Source organism: Streptomyces sp. NPDC098781 (genome assembly GCF_044759995.1).
GTDB lineage: Bacteria > Actinomycetota > Actinomycetes > Streptomycetales > Streptomycetaceae > Streptomyces.
The window spans coordinates 852,067-872,667 of the sequence record NZ_JBIWAK010000003.1; the positions used below are offsets into that span (position 1 = coordinate 852,067).

Sequence of the window (20,601 nt, forward strand, 5' to 3'; positions counted from 1 at the left end):
GGCCGTGGAACGGCCGCTGCTCGTCTGCTTCACTCCCTTGGGTTACGGAAGCGTGGAAGTGGTATACGGAGAGTCACCTGGGTCGAGGGGGACGACAATGAGGAGTGGAGGGGTACGGCCGTGGACTGGTTCGTCGCACCGGACTACTGGACGAGCCGGCTGGTGTTCCAGCGGGCTCTGGCCGGCGTGTACCTCGTCGCCTTTCTGACGGCGGCCCTTCAGTTCCGGGCTCTGATGGGTGAGCGGGGCATGCTGCCCGTGCCGCGGTTCGTGGAACGGGTGCCGTTCAAGGCGGCCCCGAGCCTGTTCCAACTCCACTACTCGGACCGATTCTTCGCCGCCTGCGCCTGGGCCGGCTGCGCGGTGTCCGCGGCCCTGCTGGCGGGGTTGGACAACGCCGTGCCCCTGTGGGCCGCCATGCTGCTGTGGCTGGTCCCGTGGGCGCTGTATCTGTCGATCGTCAACGTCGGCCAGACCTGGTACTCGTTCGGCTGGGAGTCCCTGCTGCTGGAGGTCGGCTTCCTCGCCGTCTTCCTGGGCAACGACGAGGTGGCACCGCCGGTCGTGGTGCTCTTCCTGTTGCGCTGGATCCTCTTCCGCGTCGAGTTCGGGGCCGGACTGATCAAGATGCGCGGCGACGAGTGCTGGCGCAAGCTCACCTGTCTGGACCACCACCATGAGACCCAGCCGATGCCGGGCCCGCTGAGCTGGTTCTTCCACCATCTGCCGAAGCCCGTGCACCGGGTCGAGGTGGCCGCCAACCACGTCACCCAACTCGTCGTGCCGGTTCTGCTCTTCACCCCGCAGCCGATCGCGACGGCCGCCGCCTCACTGATGATCGTCACCCAGCTGTGGCTGGTCCTCTCGGGCAACTTCTCCTGGTTGAACTGGATCACCATCGTGCTGGCCCTGTCGGCGGTCCGGTTCCGCGGCGATCCGGCGTCGCAGCCCGACGCGCCGGTGTGGTACGAGGTCGTCGTCCTCGCGGTCGCGGTGCTCCTCCTCGGCCTGAGCTACCGCCCGGTCGCCAACATGATCTCCCGCCGCCAGATCATGAACCGCTCCTTCGACCCGCTCCACCTGGTCAACACCTACGGCGCGTTCGGCAGCGTCAGCAGGATCCGGTACGAGGTGGTGATCGAGGGCACCGCGGAGGACGTGCCGCGTGAGGACTCGGACTGGCGGGAGTACGAGTTCAAGGGCAAGCCGGGCGACCCCCGGCACTGGCCCCGGCAGTTCGCCCCGTACCATCTGCGGCTGGACTGGCTAATGTGGTTCGCCGCGCTGTCACCCGCGTACGCCGGGTCGTGGTTCGGCACCCTGGTGGAGCGGCTCCTGGAGAACGACCGCGACACGCTGCGGCTGCTGCGCCGCTCGCCCTTCCCGCCCGACGCGCCCCCGCGCTTCGTCCGCGCCCGTCTCTTCCGCTACCGGTTCACGACGTGGCGTGAGCTGCGGGAGACGGGCGCCTGCTGGGAGCGGACGTATGTGCGCGAGTTCCTGCCGCCGACCAGGCTGGCAGGGGTGGCTCAGAGGTCGTAGACGCGGGTGGCGGTCGCCTCGAAGATCTGCTCGTGGTCGGATTCGTCCGTCACCGCACGTGCGGCGTCGAGGACTTGGCCGTAGGACGCCGCGAGCGTGCTCACCGGCCAGTCCGAACCGAACATCAGACGCCGCGGCCCGAAGGCCTCCAGCACCACTTCGGCGTACGGCCGCAGGTCGTCGACCGTCCAGGCGGCGGGGTCGGCCTCGGTGACCATGCCGGAGAGCTTGCAGACGGTGTTGGGGAGCGCGGCGAGGGCGCGGACGTCGCCGGCCCAGGGTTCGCGGTGCCCGGCGGCGATCGGCGGCTTGCCCAAGTGGTCCAGGACGAAGGTGAGTCCGGGCAGCGCGGCGGCCGCCTTGACGCAGGCCGGCAGCTGGTGCGGCAGCACCACGAGGTCGTACACCAGTCCCGCCTCGGCCACGGCGGCCAGCCCTCGCCGTACGTCCGCGCGCAGCAGCCACTGCGGGTCCGGTTCGCCCTGGACCTGGTGGCGGATCCCCTTCAGGTACTGCCCGCCGGGCAGCTCCCGCAGGCGCGCCAGTTCGTCGGCGACGTCCGGGCGGGTGAGGTCGGTCCAGCCGACCACGCCCGCGATCAGCTCGTGCCCGGCCGCCAGCGCCAGGAACTCCGGTGTCTCCTCCGGGACCGTGATCGTCTGCACCAGGACGGTGCGGTCGACGCCGGCGGCCCGGGCCCGGGGGGCGAGGTCGGCGACGGTGAAGTTCCTTCTGAGAGGCTTCAGTTCCGGGCCCGTGATCCAGTCCTGGTCCCGCACCGACAGGTCCCACACGTGATGGTGGGCGTCGACGACCGTCATGGCAGCTCCCATACGACGGGCAGCCCGGCGTCCGCGCCCTCGTCGGAGTAGTCGTGCACCACGTCGAGCAGTTCGGCCATGCGGGCCTGCCAGGCCACGTTGACCGGCAGCTTCTCCAGCTCGGCCAGCAGACGGCCGTAGTCCGCGCAGTCCAGGACGTGGAAGAGGTCGGTGCCGCTGCGCCAGATCGTCCAGGAGCCGGCACCGGCGGCGCGGATCGCCTCCGTGAGCTCGACCGGCACTTCCCGGTGGGCTGCCTCGTACTCGGCGACGCGGTCCGCGCGGACCTTGGTGTGCAGGGCGACTCTCATCACGGCTCCTCGGTGTCCAGGAGTCCGGTGTCCCGCAGCTCCTGCCAGAAGGCGGCGGGGACCGGTGTGGCGAACTGGTCGGCACAGTCGTGGACTTCGTGCGCGGAACGGGCGCCTACCAGGACGGCGGCGACCGCAGGGGGTGCGGAGCAGAAGCGCAGGGCGGCGGCCCGCAGCGAGATGCCGTGCCGGTCGGCGATCTCCTTCATGCGCAGGGCGCGGTCCAGCAACTGCGGTGGCGCGGCGGCGTAGTTGTACGTCGCTCCCGGTTTCGGGTCGGCCAGCAGACCGGAGTTGAAGGCGCCGCCGATGACCACGGACACGCCCCGACGGCCGGCCTCGGGCAGCAGCTCCTCCTGTGCCCGCTGGTCGAGCAGGGTGTAGCGCCCGGCGCACAGCACCACGTCGACGTCGGTGTCGCGGACGAAACGGGTGAGCATCTCCGCCTGGTTCATGCCGGCGCCGATCGCGCCGACGACACCTTCCGAGCGGAGCTTCTCCAGTGCCGGATAGCCCTCGCGGAAGGCCTGTTCGGCGTGGTCGTCGGGGTCGTGCAGGTAGACGATGTCGACGTGGTCCAGGCCGAGCCGTTCGAGGCTCGCCTCCAGGGTGCGTCGTACACCGTCCTCGCTGAAGTCCCAGACGCGCCGGTGGGTGGCGGGGACGGCGAAGCCGTTCGCCAGGTCGTCGCCGGCGTCGGCCTGTGCTTCCAGACGGCGGCCCACCTTGGTCGAGACCGTGTACTCCTCGCGCGGGTGCTCGCGCAGCGCCGCGCCGAGGCGGCGTTCGGACAGCCCGAGGCCGTAGTGCGGTGCCGTGTCGTAGTAGCGGATGCCGCGCCGCCAGGCGGCGGACACCGCCTCGTTCGCCTGCTCGTCGGTGACCTCGGTGTACAGGTTGCCGATGACGGCGGCTCCGAAGCCGAGTCCCCGGGGGATGCTCACCGGCTCACCGGCCGCAGTCGCAGGCCCTGCATGCCGCCGTCGACGGCGAGCGAGGTGCCGGTGGTGGCCCCGGAGAGGGGGCTCGCCAGGTAGGCGATCGCGCCCGCGACCTCGTCGGCCGAGACCAGGCGGCCGGTGGGCTGGCGGGCCTCCAGGGCGGCGCGTTCGGCGGCCGGGTCGGTGGCGGCGTCGAGCAGACGGCCGACCCACGGGGTGTCGACCGTGCCGGGGTTGACGCAGTTGACGCGGATGCCCTCGCGGACGTGGTCGGCGGCCATGGCGAGGGTGAGCGAGTACACGGCGCCCTTGGTCGCGCTGTACAGCGCCCGCTGCGGGAGCCCGGCGGTGGCGGCGATGGAGCAGGTGTTGACGATCGCCGCGTGCGAGGACTCGCGCAGCCGGGGCAGGGCGGCCCGCGCGACCCGCACCATGCCGACGACGTTGACGTCCATGACCCGGTGCCACTCGGCGTCGTCGTTGTCCTCGACGGTGCCCTGGGCTCCGACACCGGCGTTGTTGATCAGTACGTCCAGTCCGCCGAGGCCGGCGACGGCGGCCGCCACGGCCTCGCGTACGGAGGCGTCGTCGGTGACATCGGCGCGGTGGGCGAGCAGCGGTTTGCGGACGGACGTCGGGTCCAGGTCGAGCACGGCGACCTGGGCGCCGCGCGCGGCGAGGAGGTCGGCGGTGGCCCGGCCGATGCCGGAGGCGCCTCCCGTCACCAGCGCCTTGAGACCGTCGAAGTCGCTCATGCCGCCTGCCCCTTCTGCTGTGTCCGGAGGTCGGCGGCCCAGAAGTCGCCGCCGGGGAACGTGTACCGCGCGATCGACTCGGGTCGCATGGCGGCCGAGAAACCGGGCGCGGTGGGTGCCGTGTAGTGACCTTCCCTGATCACCACGGGGTCGAGGAAGTGGTCGTGCAGATGGTCGACGTACTCGATGACGCGGTCCTCGGTGGTTGCGGTGACCGCCACGTAGTCGAACATCGACAGGTGCTGGACGAGTTCGCACAGGCCGACGCCGCCCGCGTGCGGGCAGACGGGCACGCCGAACTTGGCGGCGAGCAGCAGGATGGCGAGGTTCTCGTTGACGCCGCCCACGCGGGCCGCGTCGATCTGGACGACGTCGAGGGCGCCTGCCTGGAGCAGTTGCTTGAAGACCACCCGGTTCTGCACATGCTCGCCGGTGGCCACCTTCACCGGGGCGACGGCCTGGCGGACGGCCGCGTGACCGAGGACGTCGTCCGGGCTGGTGGGCTCCTCGATCCAGTACGGGTCGAACTCGGCGAGGGCCTTGGTCCAGCGGATCGCCTCGGCCACGTCCCAGCGCTGGTTGGCGTCGATCGCCATGCGGATGTCCGGCCCGACGACCGAGCGGGCGACCCGGCAGCGCCGTACGTCGTCCGCCAGGTCGGCGCCGACCTTCAGCTTGATCTGCCGGAAGCCGTCGGCGACGGCCTGAGCGGCGAGGCGGGTCAGCTTCTCGTCGTCGTAGCCGAGCCAGCCGGCGGAGGTGGTGTAGGCGGGGTAGCCGCGCTCCAGCAGCCGTGCCGCGCGCTCCTGTGCGCCCGCACGCCCCCGGCGCAGGATCTCCAGCGCCTCCTCGGGGGTGAGCGCGTCGGTGAGGTACCGGAAGTCGATCTGGCGGACGATCCACTCCGGGTCGGCGTCGGCGAGCAGGCGCCACAGGGGTTTGTCGGCCCGCTTGGCGGCGAGGTCCCACACGGCGTTCATCACCGCGCCGATCGCCATGTGCATCACGCCCTTCTCGGGACCGAGCCAGCGCAGCTGGCTGTCGCCGATCAGGTCGCGGTTGAGGGTCCCCGGGTCGGCGCACAGCTCGTCGACGGACCGGCCCACGACATGGCCGCGCAGCGCCTCGATCGCGGCGACCTGGACCTCGTTGCCCCGCCCGATGGTGAAGGTGAACCCGTGCCCCTCGTGGCCGTCGGTCCCGTCGGTGCGCAGCACGAGGTACGCGGCCGAGTAGTCGGGGTCCGGGTTCATCGCGTCGGAGCCGTCGAGCTCGCGAGAGGTGGGGAAGCGGATGTCATAGGTGTCGACCGCGGTGATGCGGGCGGGAGCCTGGGACACTGAAGTCCTTTCCGTCAGAGGGCGGTTGGCAGCCGCGGTCAGTCCTGGGCGCGCCCCGTCGTCACTCGGGCGATCATGAGGGCGACCAGGATGATTCCGCCGTAGATGGCCTGGATCCAGAACGACGGGACCTGGGCGAGGGTGAGCAGGTTCTGCACGACGCCCAGCAGCAGTACGCCGGTCAGGGCGCCGAACATGGTCCCCTTGCCGCCGTCCAGGCTGATGCCGCCGATCACCGCCGCCGCGAAGACCGTGAAGATCATGTTGTTGCCCTGGTTGGCGCTGATCGCACCGACGTAGCCCGTCTGGATGATGCCGCCGACGGCCGCGAGGGTGCCCGCGACGACGAACACGCCGAGCATCACCCGTTCGACCCGGATGCCGGCCGCGCGGGCGGCGTCCGCGTTGCCGCCGATGGCGTACAGGGCGCGCCCCACACGGTGGTACTTCAGTACGAACCCGGCGACGGCGAAGGCGGCCGCCGCGAGCCACACCGACATCGGGATGCCGATGAAGGTGGTGGTGGCGAGGGAGTAGAAGCTGTCGGGCATCCCGAACAGCGTCTTGCCCTTGGTCGCGCCGACCAGCAGACCGCGCAGGACGATCAGCATGGCGAGCGTGACGATGAACGCGTTGAGTTTGAACTTCACGACGAGGATGCCGTTGAAGGCGCCCACGGCCGCGCCCACCACGAGGATCGCCAGCAGCGAGAGGGCGGCGGGGAGTTCGGTGCCCCAGCCGGACTGGGCGACGGGCAGGACGAGGAGCGCGCCGACCGCGGGTGCGATGCCGACGACCGATTCGAGGGACAGGTCGAACTTGCCGGTGATGAGGACCAGCGACTCGGCCAGCACGACCATCGCCAGCGCGGCGGAGGCGCCGAGGATCGAGATCAGGTTGCGCTCGGTGAGGAACGAGTCGTTGACCAGCGCGCCGAGCAGCAGCAGGAGCAACAGGGCAGGCACCAGGGCGAGTTCGCGGGCGCGGCGGAGCAGGACCGTCCTGGCCGCGCGGGCGTCGGGGACCTTGACGGGCGTAACCGGTGGGGCCTTGGTGTCAGCCATGGTCCACTCCTTCTATGGAGGCGATCAGCTCGTGGTCGTGCCAGCCCGCCGGGTGCTCGGCGACGACACGGCCGTGGAACAGGACGAGGACGCGGTCGCAGCGGCGCAGGTCGTCGAGCTCGTCGGAGACGACGAGGACCGCGATCCCGTCCTCGCGGGCGCTGTCCACCCGGGCCAGCAGGGATTCCTTGGACTTCACGTCGACGCCCGCGGTGGGGTTGATCAGTACGAGCAGTCGGGGGTCGGACGCCAGGGCGCGGGCCATGACGACCTTCTGGGCGTTGCCGCCGGACAGGTCGGAGACCGGCTGGTCGGGGCCCTCGGCGTGGATGTCGAGCCGTTCGATGAGGGCGGTGGCGAAGCCGCGCTTGCGTTCGGTGCGGACGAAGCCGAAGCGGCCGAGCCGGTCCAGGACGGTCATGGTGGCGTTGTCGCCGATGGTCATGCCGGCGACCAGGCCCTGGTCGTGCCGGTCGCGGGGCACACAGGCGACACCCGCCCTGAGCGCGGCCCGCACATCGCCGAACGGCAGCCGCTCGCCGTCCAGTCGGGCGGTCCCGCCGGTCGGAGTGTGCAGCCCCGCGAAGGACTCGGCGAGCTCGACCTTGCCGCTGCCGCTGATGCCGGCCAGTCCGACGACCTCGCCGCGGCGGACGGTGAGATCGATGTCCTGGTACGCCGGTGAGGTGAGCCCGCGGGCGTCGAGCAGGACGGGCGCGTCATGGTCGACGTCCCTCGGGTCCGCGGCCTGCTCGGCGAGGGTCTCGAGGGACTCCCCCGCCATGGCCTCCACCAGGGCCCGGCGCGGGAGTTCGGCGACCGGGGCGGTGGTGATCCAGCGGGCGTCGCGCAGGACCGTGACGGTCTGGCAGACCTCGTACACCTCCTGGAGGTGGTGCGAGATGAACAGGAAGGTGACGCCGGATTCCTGGAGCGCCCGCATGCGGGTGAACAGCCGCTCGATCTCACGGTTGTCGAGCTGGGCGGTGGGCTCGTCGAGGATGATGAACCGGGCGCCGAAGCTCAACGCGCGGGCGATCTCCACCATTTGGCGGTCCTCGACCTTGAGGTCGGCGGTGCGGCCGTCGGGGTCGACGTGCACGTCCCAGGTGGCGAGGAGGTCCGCGGCCTGGGAGCGCAGTCTGCGCCAGTTGATGAGGCCGCGCCGGAGCGGCTGCCGGTCGAGGAACAGGTTCTCCGCGACGGTCAGTTCGGGGACGACAGTGGGCTTCTGGTAGACGCAGGCCACCTTGCGGCGCCAGGCGTCGCGGTCGGTCGGCGCGGGTGCGGGCTCGCCGTCGAAGCGGACCTCGCCCTCGTCGGCGGTCTGGAGGCCGGTGAGGATGTTGACCAGGGTCGACTTGCCCGCGCCGTTCCGGCCGACGAGGGCGTGCGACTCGCCGGGCAGGACGGTGAGCCGGCCGTCGGCGAGGGCGGTGGTGGGGCCGTAGCGCTTGACGATGTCCCGCGCCTGGACGAGTGGCGTCGTCATTTGACCGTGTTACCCCAGAGCTTGGGGTCGTCGACGTTGTCCTTGGTGACCAGCGGGGCGGGCAGCTGGTCCTCCAGGATGCCGCTGGGCAGCTTCACGATGGTCGAGTCGTGGTCCGTCGGGCCCGGCTCGAACGTCTTCCCCTCCATCGCCGCCTTGATGTAGTACATGCCGTACTTGGCGTAGAGGTCGGCGGGCTGCGAGACGGTCGCGTCGATCTCGCCCTTGCGGATGGCGTCGTACTCCTGCGGGATGCCGTCGTTCGAGACGATCGCGATGTGCCCGTCCTGGCCGGCCTTCTTCAGCATCCCCTTGGACTTCAGGGTCTGGAGCGTGGGCGCGAGGTAGACGCCGCCGGCCTGCATGTAGATGCCCTTGATGTCGGGGTTGGCGTTGAGGAGGGTGTCGAGTTTGGAGGCCGCGGTGTCGGACTCCCACTTGGCGGGGATCTCCAGGACCTTGAGCTTCGGGTACTTCTTCTTCACGCAGGCGCGGAAGGCCTCGGAGCGGTCGCGGCCGTTGACGGAGGCCAGATCGCCCATGATCTGCACGACCTTGCCGCTGGTGATGTGCTCGCCGAGGTAGTCGCAGGCCTTCTCGCCGTACGCCACGTTGTTCGCGCGCACCACCATCGCGACCTTGCCTTTGTCCGGCGCCACGTCGACCGCGACGACCGGCACGCCCTTGCGCTCGGCCTGGTCGAGGCCGGCTTCGATGGCGGCGCTGTCCAGCGGGGCGACGACGAGGCCCTTGACGCCCTGGTTGAGCTGGTTGTTGATGTCGGTGATCTGCTGGGAGGGGTCGCTGTTGGAGTTGACCGTCTTGAGCGTGTCGACGCCCTCGGAGTCGGCCATCTTCGGCACGTAGTCGTTGTACGACTGCCAGAACGGCGAGGTCAGCAGGGGCAGGATCACCCCGACCTTGCCGCTGCCGCCACCGCCTCCGGCGCTGGAGGCGCCGGTGTCCTTGGTGCTGCCGCATCCGGCGAGCACGAGCGAGGCGCCGATGACCGCAGCCATCGCGCCGACGATCCGTGACCTGTTCTGCTTGCGCACTGCACTGCCGGGCATCTGACGGCTCCTCATTGAGCGTGTTCGAGCAGGTGCCGCATATTTATCAGACCACTTCCTCGAAGCAACACCCTTCGGCCGCAGATATTCACGGTTTCCGGCCATAGTGGTCGGACCACCCTGGTGATTAGACTGCGGCGCACCCGGCGACAGGAGGAACGGCGTGGACGAGACCGCCCCGCAGAAGGGCACCGTGACGCAGCGCGCCCTCGAGCAGATCAAGGCGATGATCGCCGAGGGACGCCTGGAGCCCGGTCAGCGGCTGCCGACCGAGCGCGATCTGGCGGTGCAGCTCGGCATCTCCCGCAGCTCCATGCGCGAGGCGATCCGCGCGCTCACGGTGCTGGGGGTGCTGGAGGCCCGGCACGGCTCGGGCATCTACGTCACCCAACTGGAGGCCGGCGACCTGCTGGAGACCTTCGGGGTGGTCGCCGACCTGTCCCGGGGCCCGCGTCTGGTGGAGCTGCTGGAGGTGCGCCGCATCCTGGAGTCGACGGCGACCGCGCTGGCGGCGGCGCGGATCACGCCGGACCAGCTCGCGGAGGTCGAGAAGCACCTGACGGCGATGAACGCCACGGAGGACCCCGAGGAGATCCTCGCCCACGACCTGGCCTTCCACCGGGAGATCGCGGCAGCGGCCGGCAACGACACCATGGCGGCGATCCTGGAGGGCCTGTCCTCCCGGACGTTCCGCGCCCGCGTCTGGCGCGGCTACCAGGAGGAGGGCGCCTTCACCCGCACCCGGCGCGAACACGCGGCGATCCACCGCGCCCTGGTGGCCCGCGACCCGGAGGCGGCCCGCGCGGCGGCGGCCGCGCATGTGGGCGAGGTGGAGGAGTGGCTGCGGGCGCAGCTGGGCGGCTGACCGCCGCCCGCCCCGGCCCGCGCCGTTCGTTACGGCTTCACGTCGAAACCGCGCTCCCGCCCGAGCGTCTCCAGTGACGCGCGGCCGGGGATGCCGTCGGCGGCGTCCCCGGTGAGGCCGCAGCGGCGCTGCCAGGCCGCGTAGGCGCCGACGGTCGCCGTACCGAAGTGGCCGTCCGCGAGGCCCGGTTCGAGGAGGCCCTCCGCGACGAGTGCCTGCTCCACGATCCGCACTCCCGGATACGACACCGGTGTGCCCGGCTCGGCCGGGTCGTGCAGGGCCGCTGCGACCACCTTCGACAAGTCGATCACCGGCCTCGGCGCCGGATCGGGCGGCGAACCCCCGGGCCGCGGCGCGCCCTGCCGCACCCACGCGTACAGGTGCCGGCCCGGACACTCCGTGGCCAGGCCGTCCCGGTGCCCCTTGATCTCGTTGCCGGCGCCGTGGCGGCGCAGCAGTTCGATACCGTCCCGGATCGCGCCGAGCATCGCGTCCGTCGGCTCGGTGAGACCCTCGTCGCCGACCAGGCCCATGATGGCGTAGTGACCGCGGTTGAGGTCCTGGTTGCCGTTCGCCCCGGAGCGCTTGCCGAGGCCGCGGCCCTCCAGGAGATGACCGTGCGGGCAGGCACCGTAGTTGTAGGCGATGTCCGAGTAGTTCTCCGTCTTGTTCGCCAGGTGGTCGACTCGGATCCGCTTCCACTCGGCGATGCAGAGATCGTGGTCGTCGAGGAGTCGCACGCTGACCGGTGCGCCCTCGTAGTGGACTTTCACGCCCTTGGTCGATGTCTGTGGGGGTGCGGCGGATGCGGGCCAGCCCAGCTGGGCTCGCGTGACGAGCTGCAAGAGTGCCTCCAAGGCGCACAGGGGACGCCGAATCGCCTTGATTCTGAGGCCGGTTGCCGCCCGTCACGCGATGCTTCGCCGCCGTTCACCCGTCAGTGGACGGCGCTCCGGCGCAGCCGCAACGTCACCAGTTCGAAGGGCCGCAGGCGCAGTGCGACGCGCGAGCCGGCGTACGACGGTGCCTCGGGCAGCGCCCGTTCCAGCAGGTCGGTCGCCACGACCTCCGCGACCTCGAAGTCCGCGGTCAGAGTGGCCCGTACCCGGCCGCCGTGGGCCTCGTGGAGGCGTACCACCACATCGCCGCTGCCGTCGTCGGCCAGCTTGACGGCCGTGATCACGACCGCGTCCCGGTCCACCGTCACCAGCGGCGTCACCTCCCGGGCACCGAACAGCGCTCGCTCCGGCAGATTGATCCGCCAGCCCTCGCGCACCGCGTCCCCGATGCCCGCGCCCGGCACCAGGGCGTGCCGGAAGCGGTGGGCGCCCTGGTCGGTCTCGGGGTCCGGGAAGCGCGGGGCGCGCAGGAGGGACACCCGGACCGTGGTGGTCGTACCGAGGTCGCCGTCGGTGCGGACGGTACGGGTCACGTCGTGGCCGTACGTCGAGTCGTTGACGATCGCGACGCCCCAGCCCGGCTCCTCCAGGTGCACGAACCGGTGGTTGCAGGCCTCGAACTTCGCCGCCTCCCAGGAGGTGTTGGTGTGCGTGGGCCGGTGGAAGTGCCCGAACTGGGTCTCGGACGCGTACCTTTCGGCGTGCACGTCGAGCGGGAAGGCGAGCTTGAGGAACTTCTCGGTCTCGTGCCAGTCCACCACCGTGTCCAGGAGCAGCCGCCGCTCCCCCGGCGCCAGGGACAACCGCTGGGTGACGCGGGAGGATCCGAAGGACCGTACGATCCGAACCCCGTCCCCGCTCTCGTCGACCTTGTGCGCCTCGGTGAGGTCGGTGACCGTGTTGCGGTAGAACTCGTCGACGTCCCACGCATCCCACATGTTCGGGAAGTCGGGGTGAAGCTGGAGGAGGTTCGCGGCCGCGCCCGGGGCGATGGTCTCGCGGTCGGCCTCGACGTCGTAGAGCGAGATCACCAGGCCCTGTCCGTCGATCTCGACCCGCAGCAGACCGTTGTCCAGGACGAAGCCGCCGGCGGGCCTTGGCGTGACCTCCGTGCGGCCCTCGATCGCGCGGGTGCCGGCGCCGCCCGCCGGGATGCCGTTGCGGGTGTGGGGCGCGGCGTTGAAGACCAGCACGTCCTCTCCCTCGCCCGCCAGGGCGAGCTGAGCCGCCTTGATGATCCCGGTCAGTTCATCGGCGATGCGCTGGTACGTCTCGCGCGCCTCCCGGTGCACCCATGCGATGGATGACCCCGGCAGGATGTCGTGGAACTGGTGCAGCAGCACCGTCTTCCAGATGCGGTCCAACTCGGCGTACGGGTAGGGGAATCCGGTGCGCACGGCCGCCGTCGCCGCCCAGAGTTCGGCTTCGCGCAGCAGGTGTTCGCTGCGGCGGTTGCCCTGCTTGGTCTTCGCCTGGCTGGTGAGGGTGGCGCGGTGGAGTTCGAGGTACAGCTCGCCGACCCAGACCGGTGGGTTCGCGTACTCGGCCTCGGCCTTCTCGAAGAACGCCGCCGGGGTCTCCCAGACCACGGTCGCCGAGCCTTCGAGGTCCCGCAGCCGTGCCGCCTTCGCGACCATCTCACGGGTGGTGCCGCCGCCTCCGTCGCCCCAGCCGGTCGGGGCGAGGGAGTGCCGGGCGACGCCCTTGTCCTTGAAGTTGCGGGCCGCGTGGGCGATCTCGCTGCCCTTCATGGAGCAGTTGTAGGTGTCGACGGGCGGGAAGTGGGTGAAGATCCGGGTGCCGTCGATGCCCTCCCACTGGAAGGTGTGATGCGGGAACCTGTTCGTCTGTGACCAGGAGATCTTCTGCGTCAGCAGCCACTTGGAGCCGGCCGCCTTGATGATCTGGGGCAGTCCGGCGGCGAAGCCGAACGTGTCCGGCAGCCACGCCTCGTCGTTCTCGACGCCGAACTCGTCGAGGAAGAACCGCTTGCCGTGCACGAACTGCCGGGCCATCGCCTCCGAGCCGGGCATGTTGGTGTCCGACTCCACCCACATCCCGCCGGCCGGCACGAACCGCCCGTCCGCCACTGCCTTCTTCACCCGCGCCCACACCTCGGGCCGGTGCTCCTTCACCCACGCCCACTGCTGGGCCTGCGACATGGCGAAGACGAAGTCCGGCTCGTCCTCGATGAGCGCGGTCATGTTGGACGTCGTACGGGCCACCTTGCGCACGGTCTCACGCAGCGGCCACAGCCACGCCGAGTCGATGTGCGCGTGCCCGACGGCGCTGATGCGATGGGCGGACGGCACGGCGGGCGTGGCCAGCACACCGGCCAGCCGTTCCCGCGCTCGCGCCGCCGTGCCGCCGACGTCCTGGAGGTCGATCGTGTCGAGGGCCTTCTCCACCGCCCGCAGGATGTCCCAGCGCCGCGCCGACTCCACCGGCAGCTCCGCCATCAGCTCGCCGAGCACCTCCAGGTCGATGACCAGCTGCCAGACGTTCTCGTCGAGGACGGCGAGGTCCATGCGGGTGAGCTTGTACTGGGGTTCGCTGCCGGCGGTGTCCTTGTCGCCCAACTGCGTCGGCAGGAACGGGTGGTAGTCGAGGATGACCGGGTTGGAGGCGGCCTCGATGTGCAGCCGCACCCGCTCCCCGCCCTCGACGGGCGCGCCGATGCGCACCCACTGGTTGCGCGGGTTGAGGCCCTTCACCGGGGTGCCGTCGGGCCGGTAGACCAGGCCCTCGCACTGGAAGCCGGGCATGTTCTCGTCGAACCCGAGGTCGAGCAGGGCCTCGACGGTCCTTCCGGCCCACTCCTCGGGGACGGTCCCGGTGACCCGGAACCAGCTGGTGCCCCAGGGAGCACCCCACCGCGCCCCCACCTCGATCGGCTCGGGTGCGGCCGCGAGTCCCTCGGCGACCGGCACCGGCTCGCCGGGCGCATGCCACACCGCGACGTCCAGCGGTACGGACTCGGGGTACACGGCGGGGCGGACGCGCTCGTCGAGGACGCGCTTGAGGCGGGCTTCGACCAGGCTGCGGTCGTCATGCATGCGGGGTGCTCCGTAGGTCGTCCGGGCGGGTGCTTACCAGGTGTGGGTGACGGTCACGGGGGCCGACGTGGTGTAGAGCTCCCCTACGGCACGCAGTTCGAACCGTGCCGTGGGTTCGCCCTGTTCGGGTCGCAGGCCGCCGAGGAAGTAGGCGCGCTGGCAGGTGCCGCCGAGGAAGCGCCGGGTGCCGTCCGGGAGGAGGCGGTGCACGGTGTAGTGGCGGATGTCGCCGGGTGCGGGGGTCCAGGCCAGGCGCAGATCGCCGCCGGAGGCACCGGTGACACGGAAGTCGGCGGGTGCGGCGGGCGGCTGCGCGCCGGCGCGGACCGCGAGACCGCCGAGCCGCCAGCGCACGGTGCCGCCGTCGGCCGCGGTGAGCCGGACACCGATCGCCCGAACGCTGCCGGTCAGGCCGGTGAGCCGTACGGTCGAGGTCCGCCAGCCGTCGGCCGGGTCCACGGGGAAGTAGGTGTACGGCGGTGTCGCCCCCGGCGTGCCGGGCTCGGCGGTGGCGACGGCCAGCTCGACCCGCACGGCACCGGTGTCGGTGCGATGGGTCAGCTCCACGACCGTGTCGGCGGTCAGCGGCAGCCGTGTCGCATACACGTCCACCACCGTGGGCCGGTCCAGTGCACCGGCGACGAGCACACTGCTCCCGCCTCGCCAGGCGTCCGCGAAGTCGAAGGTCACGGCGGGGCGTTGCCCGTCCGTGTGCACGACCCAGCGCCGGGACGGCAGCCGGTCCTGTAGGCCCAGATGGTTCCAGGGCGCGTCCGACGTCACCTCCCCGTCCTCGTACCAGCGCAGTCCGTGCCCCGTGTTGAACACGCTCGCGAACGGGACCGAGGTGACCGTGGAGCGGTCGGCGACCGAGACGGCCGGTGCCCGCCAGCTGTCGGTGCCGTCCGGCCGTGCCGGATCCAGTGACCGCCCGGTCCAGAACCGGTCGTCGGCGGCGTGGAAGTCGCCGGGCGTGCGGGCGTCGGCCGGCAGGTGGTTGCGAGTCCACTCGGGCCGGTAGAAGCCGACGGACACGACATGCCCCTTGTCGCGTGGCACGATCGCGTCCCAGTTCACGGACGAGTTCCAGCCGTTCGCCTCCACGTCGACGCCCGCCCACAACTCGTAGCGGCTGCGCCCCAGTTGCTGGGCCCGCTGTCCCGACGACGTCAGCTTGGCCGCGGTCCACCGGAAGTCGACGAACATGTCGTCGGCGGCCTGGAAGAACGCCTCGTTCCGGGAGTTGAGCGCGCCCTGCCAGCTCACGTCGCCGTTCACGGTCATCGAGTCGTACCAGGTGACGCGCTGCCCCCGGGCCTTGGCGAGCGTCTTCAGCTCGCGCAGGAAGCCGAGCATGTCGGCGCCGAGCGCGGTGTTCCCGCCGCTCGTCTCGGCGTTGACGAACCATCCGTCGAAGCCGTGGGCCGCCGCCACCGCGACGAGCTGCGCGGCCAGCGGATACCGTCCGGCGGCGTCCTTCTGTACCAGGTCACGGGTCCACTGGAGCTGTCCGCCATAGGCGACGGGCGGCAGGAAGACGTTGCCGAGGACCGGCACGCCGTGGCGGTGGGCGGCGTCCACGATCGGCGCGTTCGGGGCCAGGATGAGCCCCTCGCCGGAGGAGCCGCCCCAGAAGACCAGCTCGTCGATGTACGCCCAGTGGGTGAGGGCGTAGTGGTCGGCGGTGGCCGAGCCTTGCGAGGGGTTGCTCGACGTGGGGCCGAACGACACCAGTGACTGGATGCGGGCCTGGCCCGCGCGGGCGGTCGGGTTGGCCGGGGCCGGGGTGAAGCGCGGGGCGAGCGGGACCGTGGCCGCGTTGAAGGGGAGATCCGTGTCGTCGGCCGGACGCCAGGACTTCAGACTGCGCCAGGTGATGCCGGTGCCCGGGGTGCCGGAGGGCAGCGAGTCCGGGTACCAGTAGGAGGCGTACGGCTGGAGGGCCGCGGCCTTGGCGTCGGCGGACGCCGTCGCCGGCAGTGCGGGGAGCAGCGCTGCCGTGGCGCCGGCGATGAGGACGGTGCGTCTGGTGGGGTTCACGAGCGGGTGCCTCCTTGTGGGGTGGGGAGTACCTGATCGGGAGTCACGACCTCGGTGATGCCGCGCGCGGAGAGGTGTTCGTGGTCGTCCGCGCGGGTGTCGAGGACGGTGGTGGGGCGGGCGCCGTCGGCGACCAGCCGGAAATAGGCGTCGAAGACCGGACCGCCCGGGGCGCAGGCGGAACGCGTGGCCGGGACGACGAGGGCGGTCGTCCGGCGCGCGGGTGCCGGCGGGGGCTCGCTCGCGGCGCGGGCCAGGACCCGGGCGATGTCCTTCGGCTTACGGTCGTTGGTCAACAGCCCCAGCCCGTATTCGAGTTCGGGGAAGTCGGCCAGCTCGCGGGACACGTCGTGGGAGCACCACCAGGTGATACCCCACAGGTCGGGGCAGTCCAGGGCGTTCGCGACGGTCGCCTCGGTGAAGTCCGCGGCGTGCTCGGGCGGGATCAGGGGCGCGGGCGCACCGACCTCCTGGAGCCAGACGGGGCGCTGCGGGGCGTCGGCCCAGGCCTTGCTCAGCTCGACGAGGTACGCCGCGTGGTGCTCGGTCGGCACGGAGGTACGGCCGTGTCGCTGGGCGGTGCCGTTGAAGACCCAGGAGTGCACGGCCGTGACGGTGCCGTGCCGGGCCGCCTGGGCCGGGGTGAACGGCTGGTCGTCCTGGTACCAGGTGGCGTCGTACTCGGCGTGCAGGTGCAGTCGCCCGGGGGCGCCCTCCTCGCAGGCGGCCAGCATCCGGGTGAGCCACCGGTCGATCTCGTCCTCGCTCGCCCGGTCGGGGTCGGGATGCGGGCCGGCCGAGAACTGGTTGACCTCGTTGCCGAGGGTCATGCCGAGGAAGTTCGGCCGGCCGGCGAGGGCGGCGGCGAGGGTGCGCAGATAGGCGGCCTGGCCGTCGAGGACGTCCGGGTCGGTGAAGAGGTTGCGGCGGTGCCAGGTCCGCGTCCAGGCGGGGAGGAAGTCGAAGCTGCTGAGATGGCCCTGGAGGCCGTCCACGTTGACGTCGAGGCCGCGTTCGGCGGCGGCGTCGACGAGCTGGACCAGCTGCTCCACCGCCCGGGGGCGGATCAGCGTGCGGTTCGGCTGGAAGTACGGCCAGAGGGGAAAGACCCGGATGTGGTCGAGGCCCAGCGCCGCGATGGAGTCGAGGTCGGCGCGCACGGAGTCGAGGTCGAAGTCGAGCCAGTGGTGGAACCACCCTTCGCTCGGGGTGTAGTTGACGCCGAAGCGCACGGCAGGAGGCATGCGGTGTCCTTGCTGGGCGAGTTGGGATTTCAGCCCTTCACCGCGCCCTCGCCGACCCCGCGGAAGAAGTACCGCTGGAGACAGGCGAAGAGGGCGATCAGCGGGGCGACGGCGATGATCGTGCCGGCGGCGACGAGGCGTTCGTCGTTGGCGAAGGTGCCGTGCAGATAGTTGAGGCCGATGGTCAGGGTGAACTTGGAGGGGTCGCTCAGCACGATGAGCGGCCACAGGAAGTCGTCCCAGGCGCCCATGAAGGCGAAGATCGCGACGACCGCGAGGGTGCCCTTCACCGAGGGCACGGCGATGCGCAGGAACCGCTGCCAGACGTTGGCGCCGTCGACGTAGGCGGCCTCCTCGATCTCGTACGGCAGGTTGAGGAAGGCGTTGCGCATCAGCAGCACGTTCAGCGCGCTGACGCAGCCGGGCAGGACGACGCCGATGAGGGTGTTGTTGAGGCCGAGTTCCCGCATGGTCGTGAACTGGGCGATGATGATGCCCTCCACGGGCACCAGCATCGCCAGGATGAAGACGAGCGTGGCCACCCGGCGGCCCCGGTAGCGCAGCCGGGCCAGGGCGTAGCCCGCGAGCGCCGCGCCGACGCAGTTGGTGACGACGTTGGCGGTGGCGACCTTCAGTGAGTTGAGGGCGTAGTCCCAGACCGGGATCGTCTCGGAGACCCGCTCGTAGTTGTGCAGGGTGGGGTCGCTGGGCAGGAACTTGGGCGGGGAGCTGAAGATGTCCTCCGTCGGGCCCTTGAGCGAGGTCGACAGCTGCCAGAGGAACGGGCCTACGGTGAGGGCCAGTACCGCCAGCAGGAGCAGATAGCGCAGGGCGAGTTCCCAGACGCGGACGCGGCGGCCGTGTTCGTCGGTGACGCGGGGTTCTTTCGCGGGAGCCGGCGCATTGGACGGCCGTACCTTCTCCATGACGCTCATGACTCGTCCCTCCGGTCAGCGCGCAGCACGAGCAGCATCAGGGCGACGGTGACGACGAAGACGACGACGGAGATGGCCGAGGCGTAGCCGACGCGGCCGGTCAGGCCGGTGCCGGTGCGCTGGACGAGCATGACGAGGGTGGTGTCCTCGCCCGCGGGGCCGCCGCTCGGGCCGGCCATCAGGTACACCTCGGAGAACACCTTGAAGGCGGCGACCGAGGACAGCGCGCCGACCAGGACCATGGTGGAGCGGACGGCGGGCACGGTGACCGTGAGGAAGCGGCGGATCGCTCCGGCGCCGTCCACGGCCGCCGCCTCGTGCAGTTCGCGGGGCACGTTGGCGAGCGCGGCCAGGTAAATGATCATGTAGTAGCCGAGGCCCTTCCAGACCGTCACGGCCATGGCGCTCAGCAGGAGCAGCCACTGGTCGCTGAGGAAGCCGACCCTGCCTACGCCGATCGTCTCCAGCAGCGAGTTCACCAGGCCGCGCTCGTCGAGCAGCCAGACCCAGATCAGTCCGACCACCACGATCGAGGCGACCACCGGGGTGTAGAAGGCGGACCGGAAGAAGGTGATGCCGGGGATGTTCTTCTGCACGAGCAGCGCGAGCAGCAGGGGCAGGATCACCAGCGCCGGTACGACGACGAGGACGTACAGGGTGCTGTTGCGCAGGCCGATCCAGAACATGTCGTCGCCGAGCAGTTCACGGAAGTTCGCGAGGCCCACGAACTCGCCCGGAATCAGGGTGCGGCGGTCGGTGAAGGCGTTGACCAGCGTGGAGACGAACGGGTACAGGATGAAGGCGCCGGTGATCAGCAGGCCCGGGGCGGCGAACAGCCAGGGGCTGGTGGGCAGTTGGCGTCGCACCCGGGAGACGGAGGAGAGGGCCATCGCGTCCTACCCCTGCTGCTGGAGCAGCGTGTTGCAGGCCGCGACAGCGTTGTCAAGAGCTTGCTTCGGGCTCTGCTTGCCCTGCAACGCCTTGGCGACCTCGTTGCGCAGCTCGGTCTTCATCTGCTCGCTGAACAGCACGGGCGTGTAGTTGACCGCGTTCTTCAGCGACTTGGCGGCGGCGACCCGCACCCGGGTCTCGTCGGTGCCGTCCTCCTCGGTGAAGTACGGGTCGTCGAGGGATCCGGCGGTGCTGGGGAAGATGGCGACCTGCTTGGCGAACGACATCTGGTGCTCGGCGTCGGTGACGTGGTGCGCGAATGCGACCGCGGCCGGCATGCGCTTGGTCTGCGCGTTCACCATCACCCCCATCACGTACATGTTGACGTGGCCGGTGCTGGTGATCTGGTCCGTGATCCCGATGTTCTTGTACAGGTTCGGCGCCTGCTTCTTGAAGTTGCCGAGGTCGAGCGCGCTGCCGGGGTTCATGGCGACGGCGCCGGTGAGGAACTTCTTGCCGGACGACTCCGGGGTGGCGGTCAGCGCCTGCGGGTCGAGGGCTTTGGCGTCGTACAACTCCTTGTACTTGGTGAGGAGTTCGACACCCTTCGCGTCGTCGAAGGTGAAGGCGGTGCCTTCCTTGTTCATCAGCTCGACGCCGTAGCGGCCGAAGTCCTCGATGGTGGGGACGTTGGCGAGGGTGGCGACCTTGCCGTCCGTCTCCTTCGCCATCTTCAGGGCGGCGTCGAAGACCTCGTCGTACGTCTTCGGGGGCTGTTCGGGGTCGAGGCCGGCCTCGGCGAAGAGGGACTTGTTGTAGAAGAGCGGGCCGGTGTTGAGGTACCAGGGGAAGGCGTAGGTGCCTTCCGTGCCGGGCACCTGATGGCTGGCCCAGGCGCCCTCCAGGTATTCCTTCTTGTACTTCCCGGCGGCCTTGTCGAGGTCCGTCGCGAGGCCCGCCTCGGCGAGCGGGGCGACGAGGTCGGGCGAGACGTTGACGACGTCCGGGAGCGTGCCGCCGGCCGCGTCGGCGCTGATCTTGTCGGCGTAGCCCTCGGCGGGCTGGTCGACCCACTTCACGTGGGTGCCGGGGTACTTCTTCTCGAAGTCGGCGATCAGGCCCTCGAAGTAGTCCTTGAAGTTGGCGCGGAGATTCCAGGTCTGGAAGGTGATGTCGCCCTCGACCTTGCCGGAGGCGTCGGCGGTGCCGCTGTCGCCGCCTCCGGAACCGCAGGCGCTGAGCGGCAGCGCGACACAGACGGCGAATGCGGCAGCGAGGGCTCTACGGGATATGGGCACCGTGAACCGGCCTCCTTTGCGGGCGGGTTGGTCGACG

Annotated in this window: 17 protein-coding genes; 2 read left to right on the forward strand and 15 right to left on the reverse strand. The window is 70.7% G+C overall.

The genetic code is table 11. The features are described from left to right. The first annotated feature begins 120 nt into the window (after positions 1-120). Entirely contained in the window at positions 121-1,542 is a 1,422-nt protein-coding gene (locus tag ACIQWG_RS15660; protein ID WP_404095292.1) for a lipase maturation factor family protein, read from the forward strand. Here the strand turns inward: ACIQWG_RS15660 and ACIQWG_RS15665 are convergent. The 8 genes from ACIQWG_RS15665 to ACIQWG_RS15700 are packed head-to-tail and all read right to left on the reverse strand — an operon-like array spanning position 1,530 to position 9,336. Then, entirely contained in the window at positions 1,530-2,363 is an 834-nt protein-coding gene (locus tag ACIQWG_RS15665; protein ID WP_404095293.1) for an amidohydrolase family protein, read from the reverse strand. The two genes, ACIQWG_RS15660 and ACIQWG_RS15665, sit on opposite strands and share 13 nt — an antisense overlap. Next, positions 2,360-2,674, reverse strand: a complete 315-nt coding sequence (locus tag ACIQWG_RS15670; RefSeq protein WP_404095296.1) for an L-rhamnose mutarotase — start codon at positions 2,672-2,674, stop codon at positions 2,360-2,362. Before ACIQWG_RS15670 ends, ACIQWG_RS15665 begins: the two co-directional genes overlap by 4 nt. After that, positions 2,674-3,618, reverse strand: a complete 945-nt coding sequence (locus ACIQWG_RS15675) for an aldo/keto reductase (protein ID WP_404095299.1) — start codon at positions 3,616-3,618, stop codon at positions 2,674-2,676. Before ACIQWG_RS15675 ends, ACIQWG_RS15670 begins: the two co-directional genes overlap by 1 nt. Then, entirely contained in the window at positions 3,615-4,370 is a 756-nt protein-coding gene (locus tag ACIQWG_RS15680) for an SDR family NAD(P)-dependent oxidoreductase (RefSeq protein ID WP_404095300.1), read from the reverse strand. Before ACIQWG_RS15680 ends, ACIQWG_RS15675 begins: the two co-directional genes overlap by 4 nt. After that, entirely contained in the window at positions 4,367-5,710 is a 1,344-nt protein-coding gene (locus ACIQWG_RS15685) for an L-fuconate dehydratase (RefSeq protein ID WP_404095302.1), read from the reverse strand. Before ACIQWG_RS15685 ends, ACIQWG_RS15680 begins: the two co-directional genes overlap by 4 nt. A gap of 38 nt (positions 5,711-5,748) precedes the next feature. Beyond that, a complete protein-coding gene (locus ACIQWG_RS15690; protein ID WP_404095303.1) occupies positions 5,749-6,774 on the reverse strand; it encodes an ABC transporter permease in 1,026 nt (341 codons plus the stop codon). Continuing rightward, a complete protein-coding gene (locus ACIQWG_RS15695) occupies positions 6,767-8,266 on the reverse strand; it encodes a sugar ABC transporter ATP-binding protein (RefSeq protein ID WP_404095306.1) in 1,500 nt (499 codons plus the stop codon). The genes ACIQWG_RS15690 and ACIQWG_RS15695 overlap by 8 nt, the downstream gene beginning before the upstream one ends. Then, the gene (locus ACIQWG_RS15700) at positions 8,263-9,336 is read right to left on the reverse strand and encodes a sugar ABC transporter substrate-binding protein (RefSeq protein WP_404095309.1); all 1,074 of its coding nucleotides are present in this window, start codon (positions 9,334-9,336) and stop codon (positions 8,263-8,265) included. The genes ACIQWG_RS15695 and ACIQWG_RS15700 overlap by 4 nt, the downstream gene beginning before the upstream one ends. Positions 9,337-9,499: 163 nt before the next feature. On the opposite strand from ACIQWG_RS15700, the gene ACIQWG_RS15705 reads away from it, so the two are divergent. Then, entirely contained in the window at positions 9,500-10,201 is a 702-nt protein-coding gene (locus tag ACIQWG_RS15705; protein ID WP_404095312.1) for a FadR/GntR family transcriptional regulator, read from the forward strand. A gap of 29 nt (positions 10,202-10,230) precedes the next feature. Here the strand turns inward: ACIQWG_RS15705 and ACIQWG_RS15710 are convergent, their stop codons facing one another. The 7 genes from ACIQWG_RS15710 to ACIQWG_RS15740 form a co-directional block, all read right to left on the reverse strand. Next, a complete protein-coding gene (locus ACIQWG_RS15710; RefSeq protein WP_404095314.1) occupies positions 10,231-11,058 on the reverse strand; it encodes an N-acetylmuramoyl-L-alanine amidase in 828 nt (275 codons plus the stop codon). Positions 11,059-11,138: 80 nt separating this feature from the next. Beyond that, complete coding sequence (locus ACIQWG_RS15715) at positions 11,139-14,156, reverse strand: alpha-mannosidase (protein ID WP_404095317.1); 3,018 nt, start codon at positions 14,154-14,156, stop codon at positions 11,139-11,141. A 33-nt stretch (positions 14,157-14,189) separates the two neighbouring features. After that, positions 14,190-16,196 (reverse strand): endo-beta-N-acetylglucosaminidase, encoded by a 2,007-nt coding sequence (locus tag ACIQWG_RS15720; protein WP_404095319.1) that lies wholly within the window; start codon positions 16,194-16,196, stop codon positions 14,190-14,192. Then, the gene (locus ACIQWG_RS15725) at positions 16,193-17,440 is read right to left on the reverse strand and encodes a glycosyl hydrolase (protein ID WP_404095321.1); all 1,248 of its coding nucleotides are present in this window, start codon (positions 17,438-17,440) and stop codon (positions 16,193-16,195) included. Before ACIQWG_RS15725 ends, ACIQWG_RS15720 begins: the two co-directional genes overlap by 4 nt. 29 nt (positions 17,441-17,469) lie before the next feature. Beyond that, positions 17,470-18,375, reverse strand: a complete 906-nt coding sequence (locus tag ACIQWG_RS15730) for a carbohydrate ABC transporter permease (protein WP_404095324.1) — start codon at positions 18,373-18,375, stop codon at positions 17,470-17,472. Next, on the reverse strand, positions 18,372-19,265 hold the full coding sequence (locus ACIQWG_RS15735) for a carbohydrate ABC transporter permease (protein ID WP_404095325.1): 894 nt from the start codon (positions 19,263-19,265) through the stop codon (positions 18,372-18,374). Before ACIQWG_RS15735 ends, ACIQWG_RS15730 begins: the two co-directional genes overlap by 4 nt. A gap of 6 nt (positions 19,266-19,271) precedes the next feature. After that, positions 19,272-20,564: an ABC transporter substrate-binding protein gene (locus tag ACIQWG_RS15740; RefSeq protein ID WP_404095329.1), complete on the reverse strand. Its 1,293-nt coding sequence runs from the start codon at positions 20,562-20,564 to the stop codon at positions 19,272-19,274. Positions 20,565-20,601: the final 37 nt, after the last annotated feature.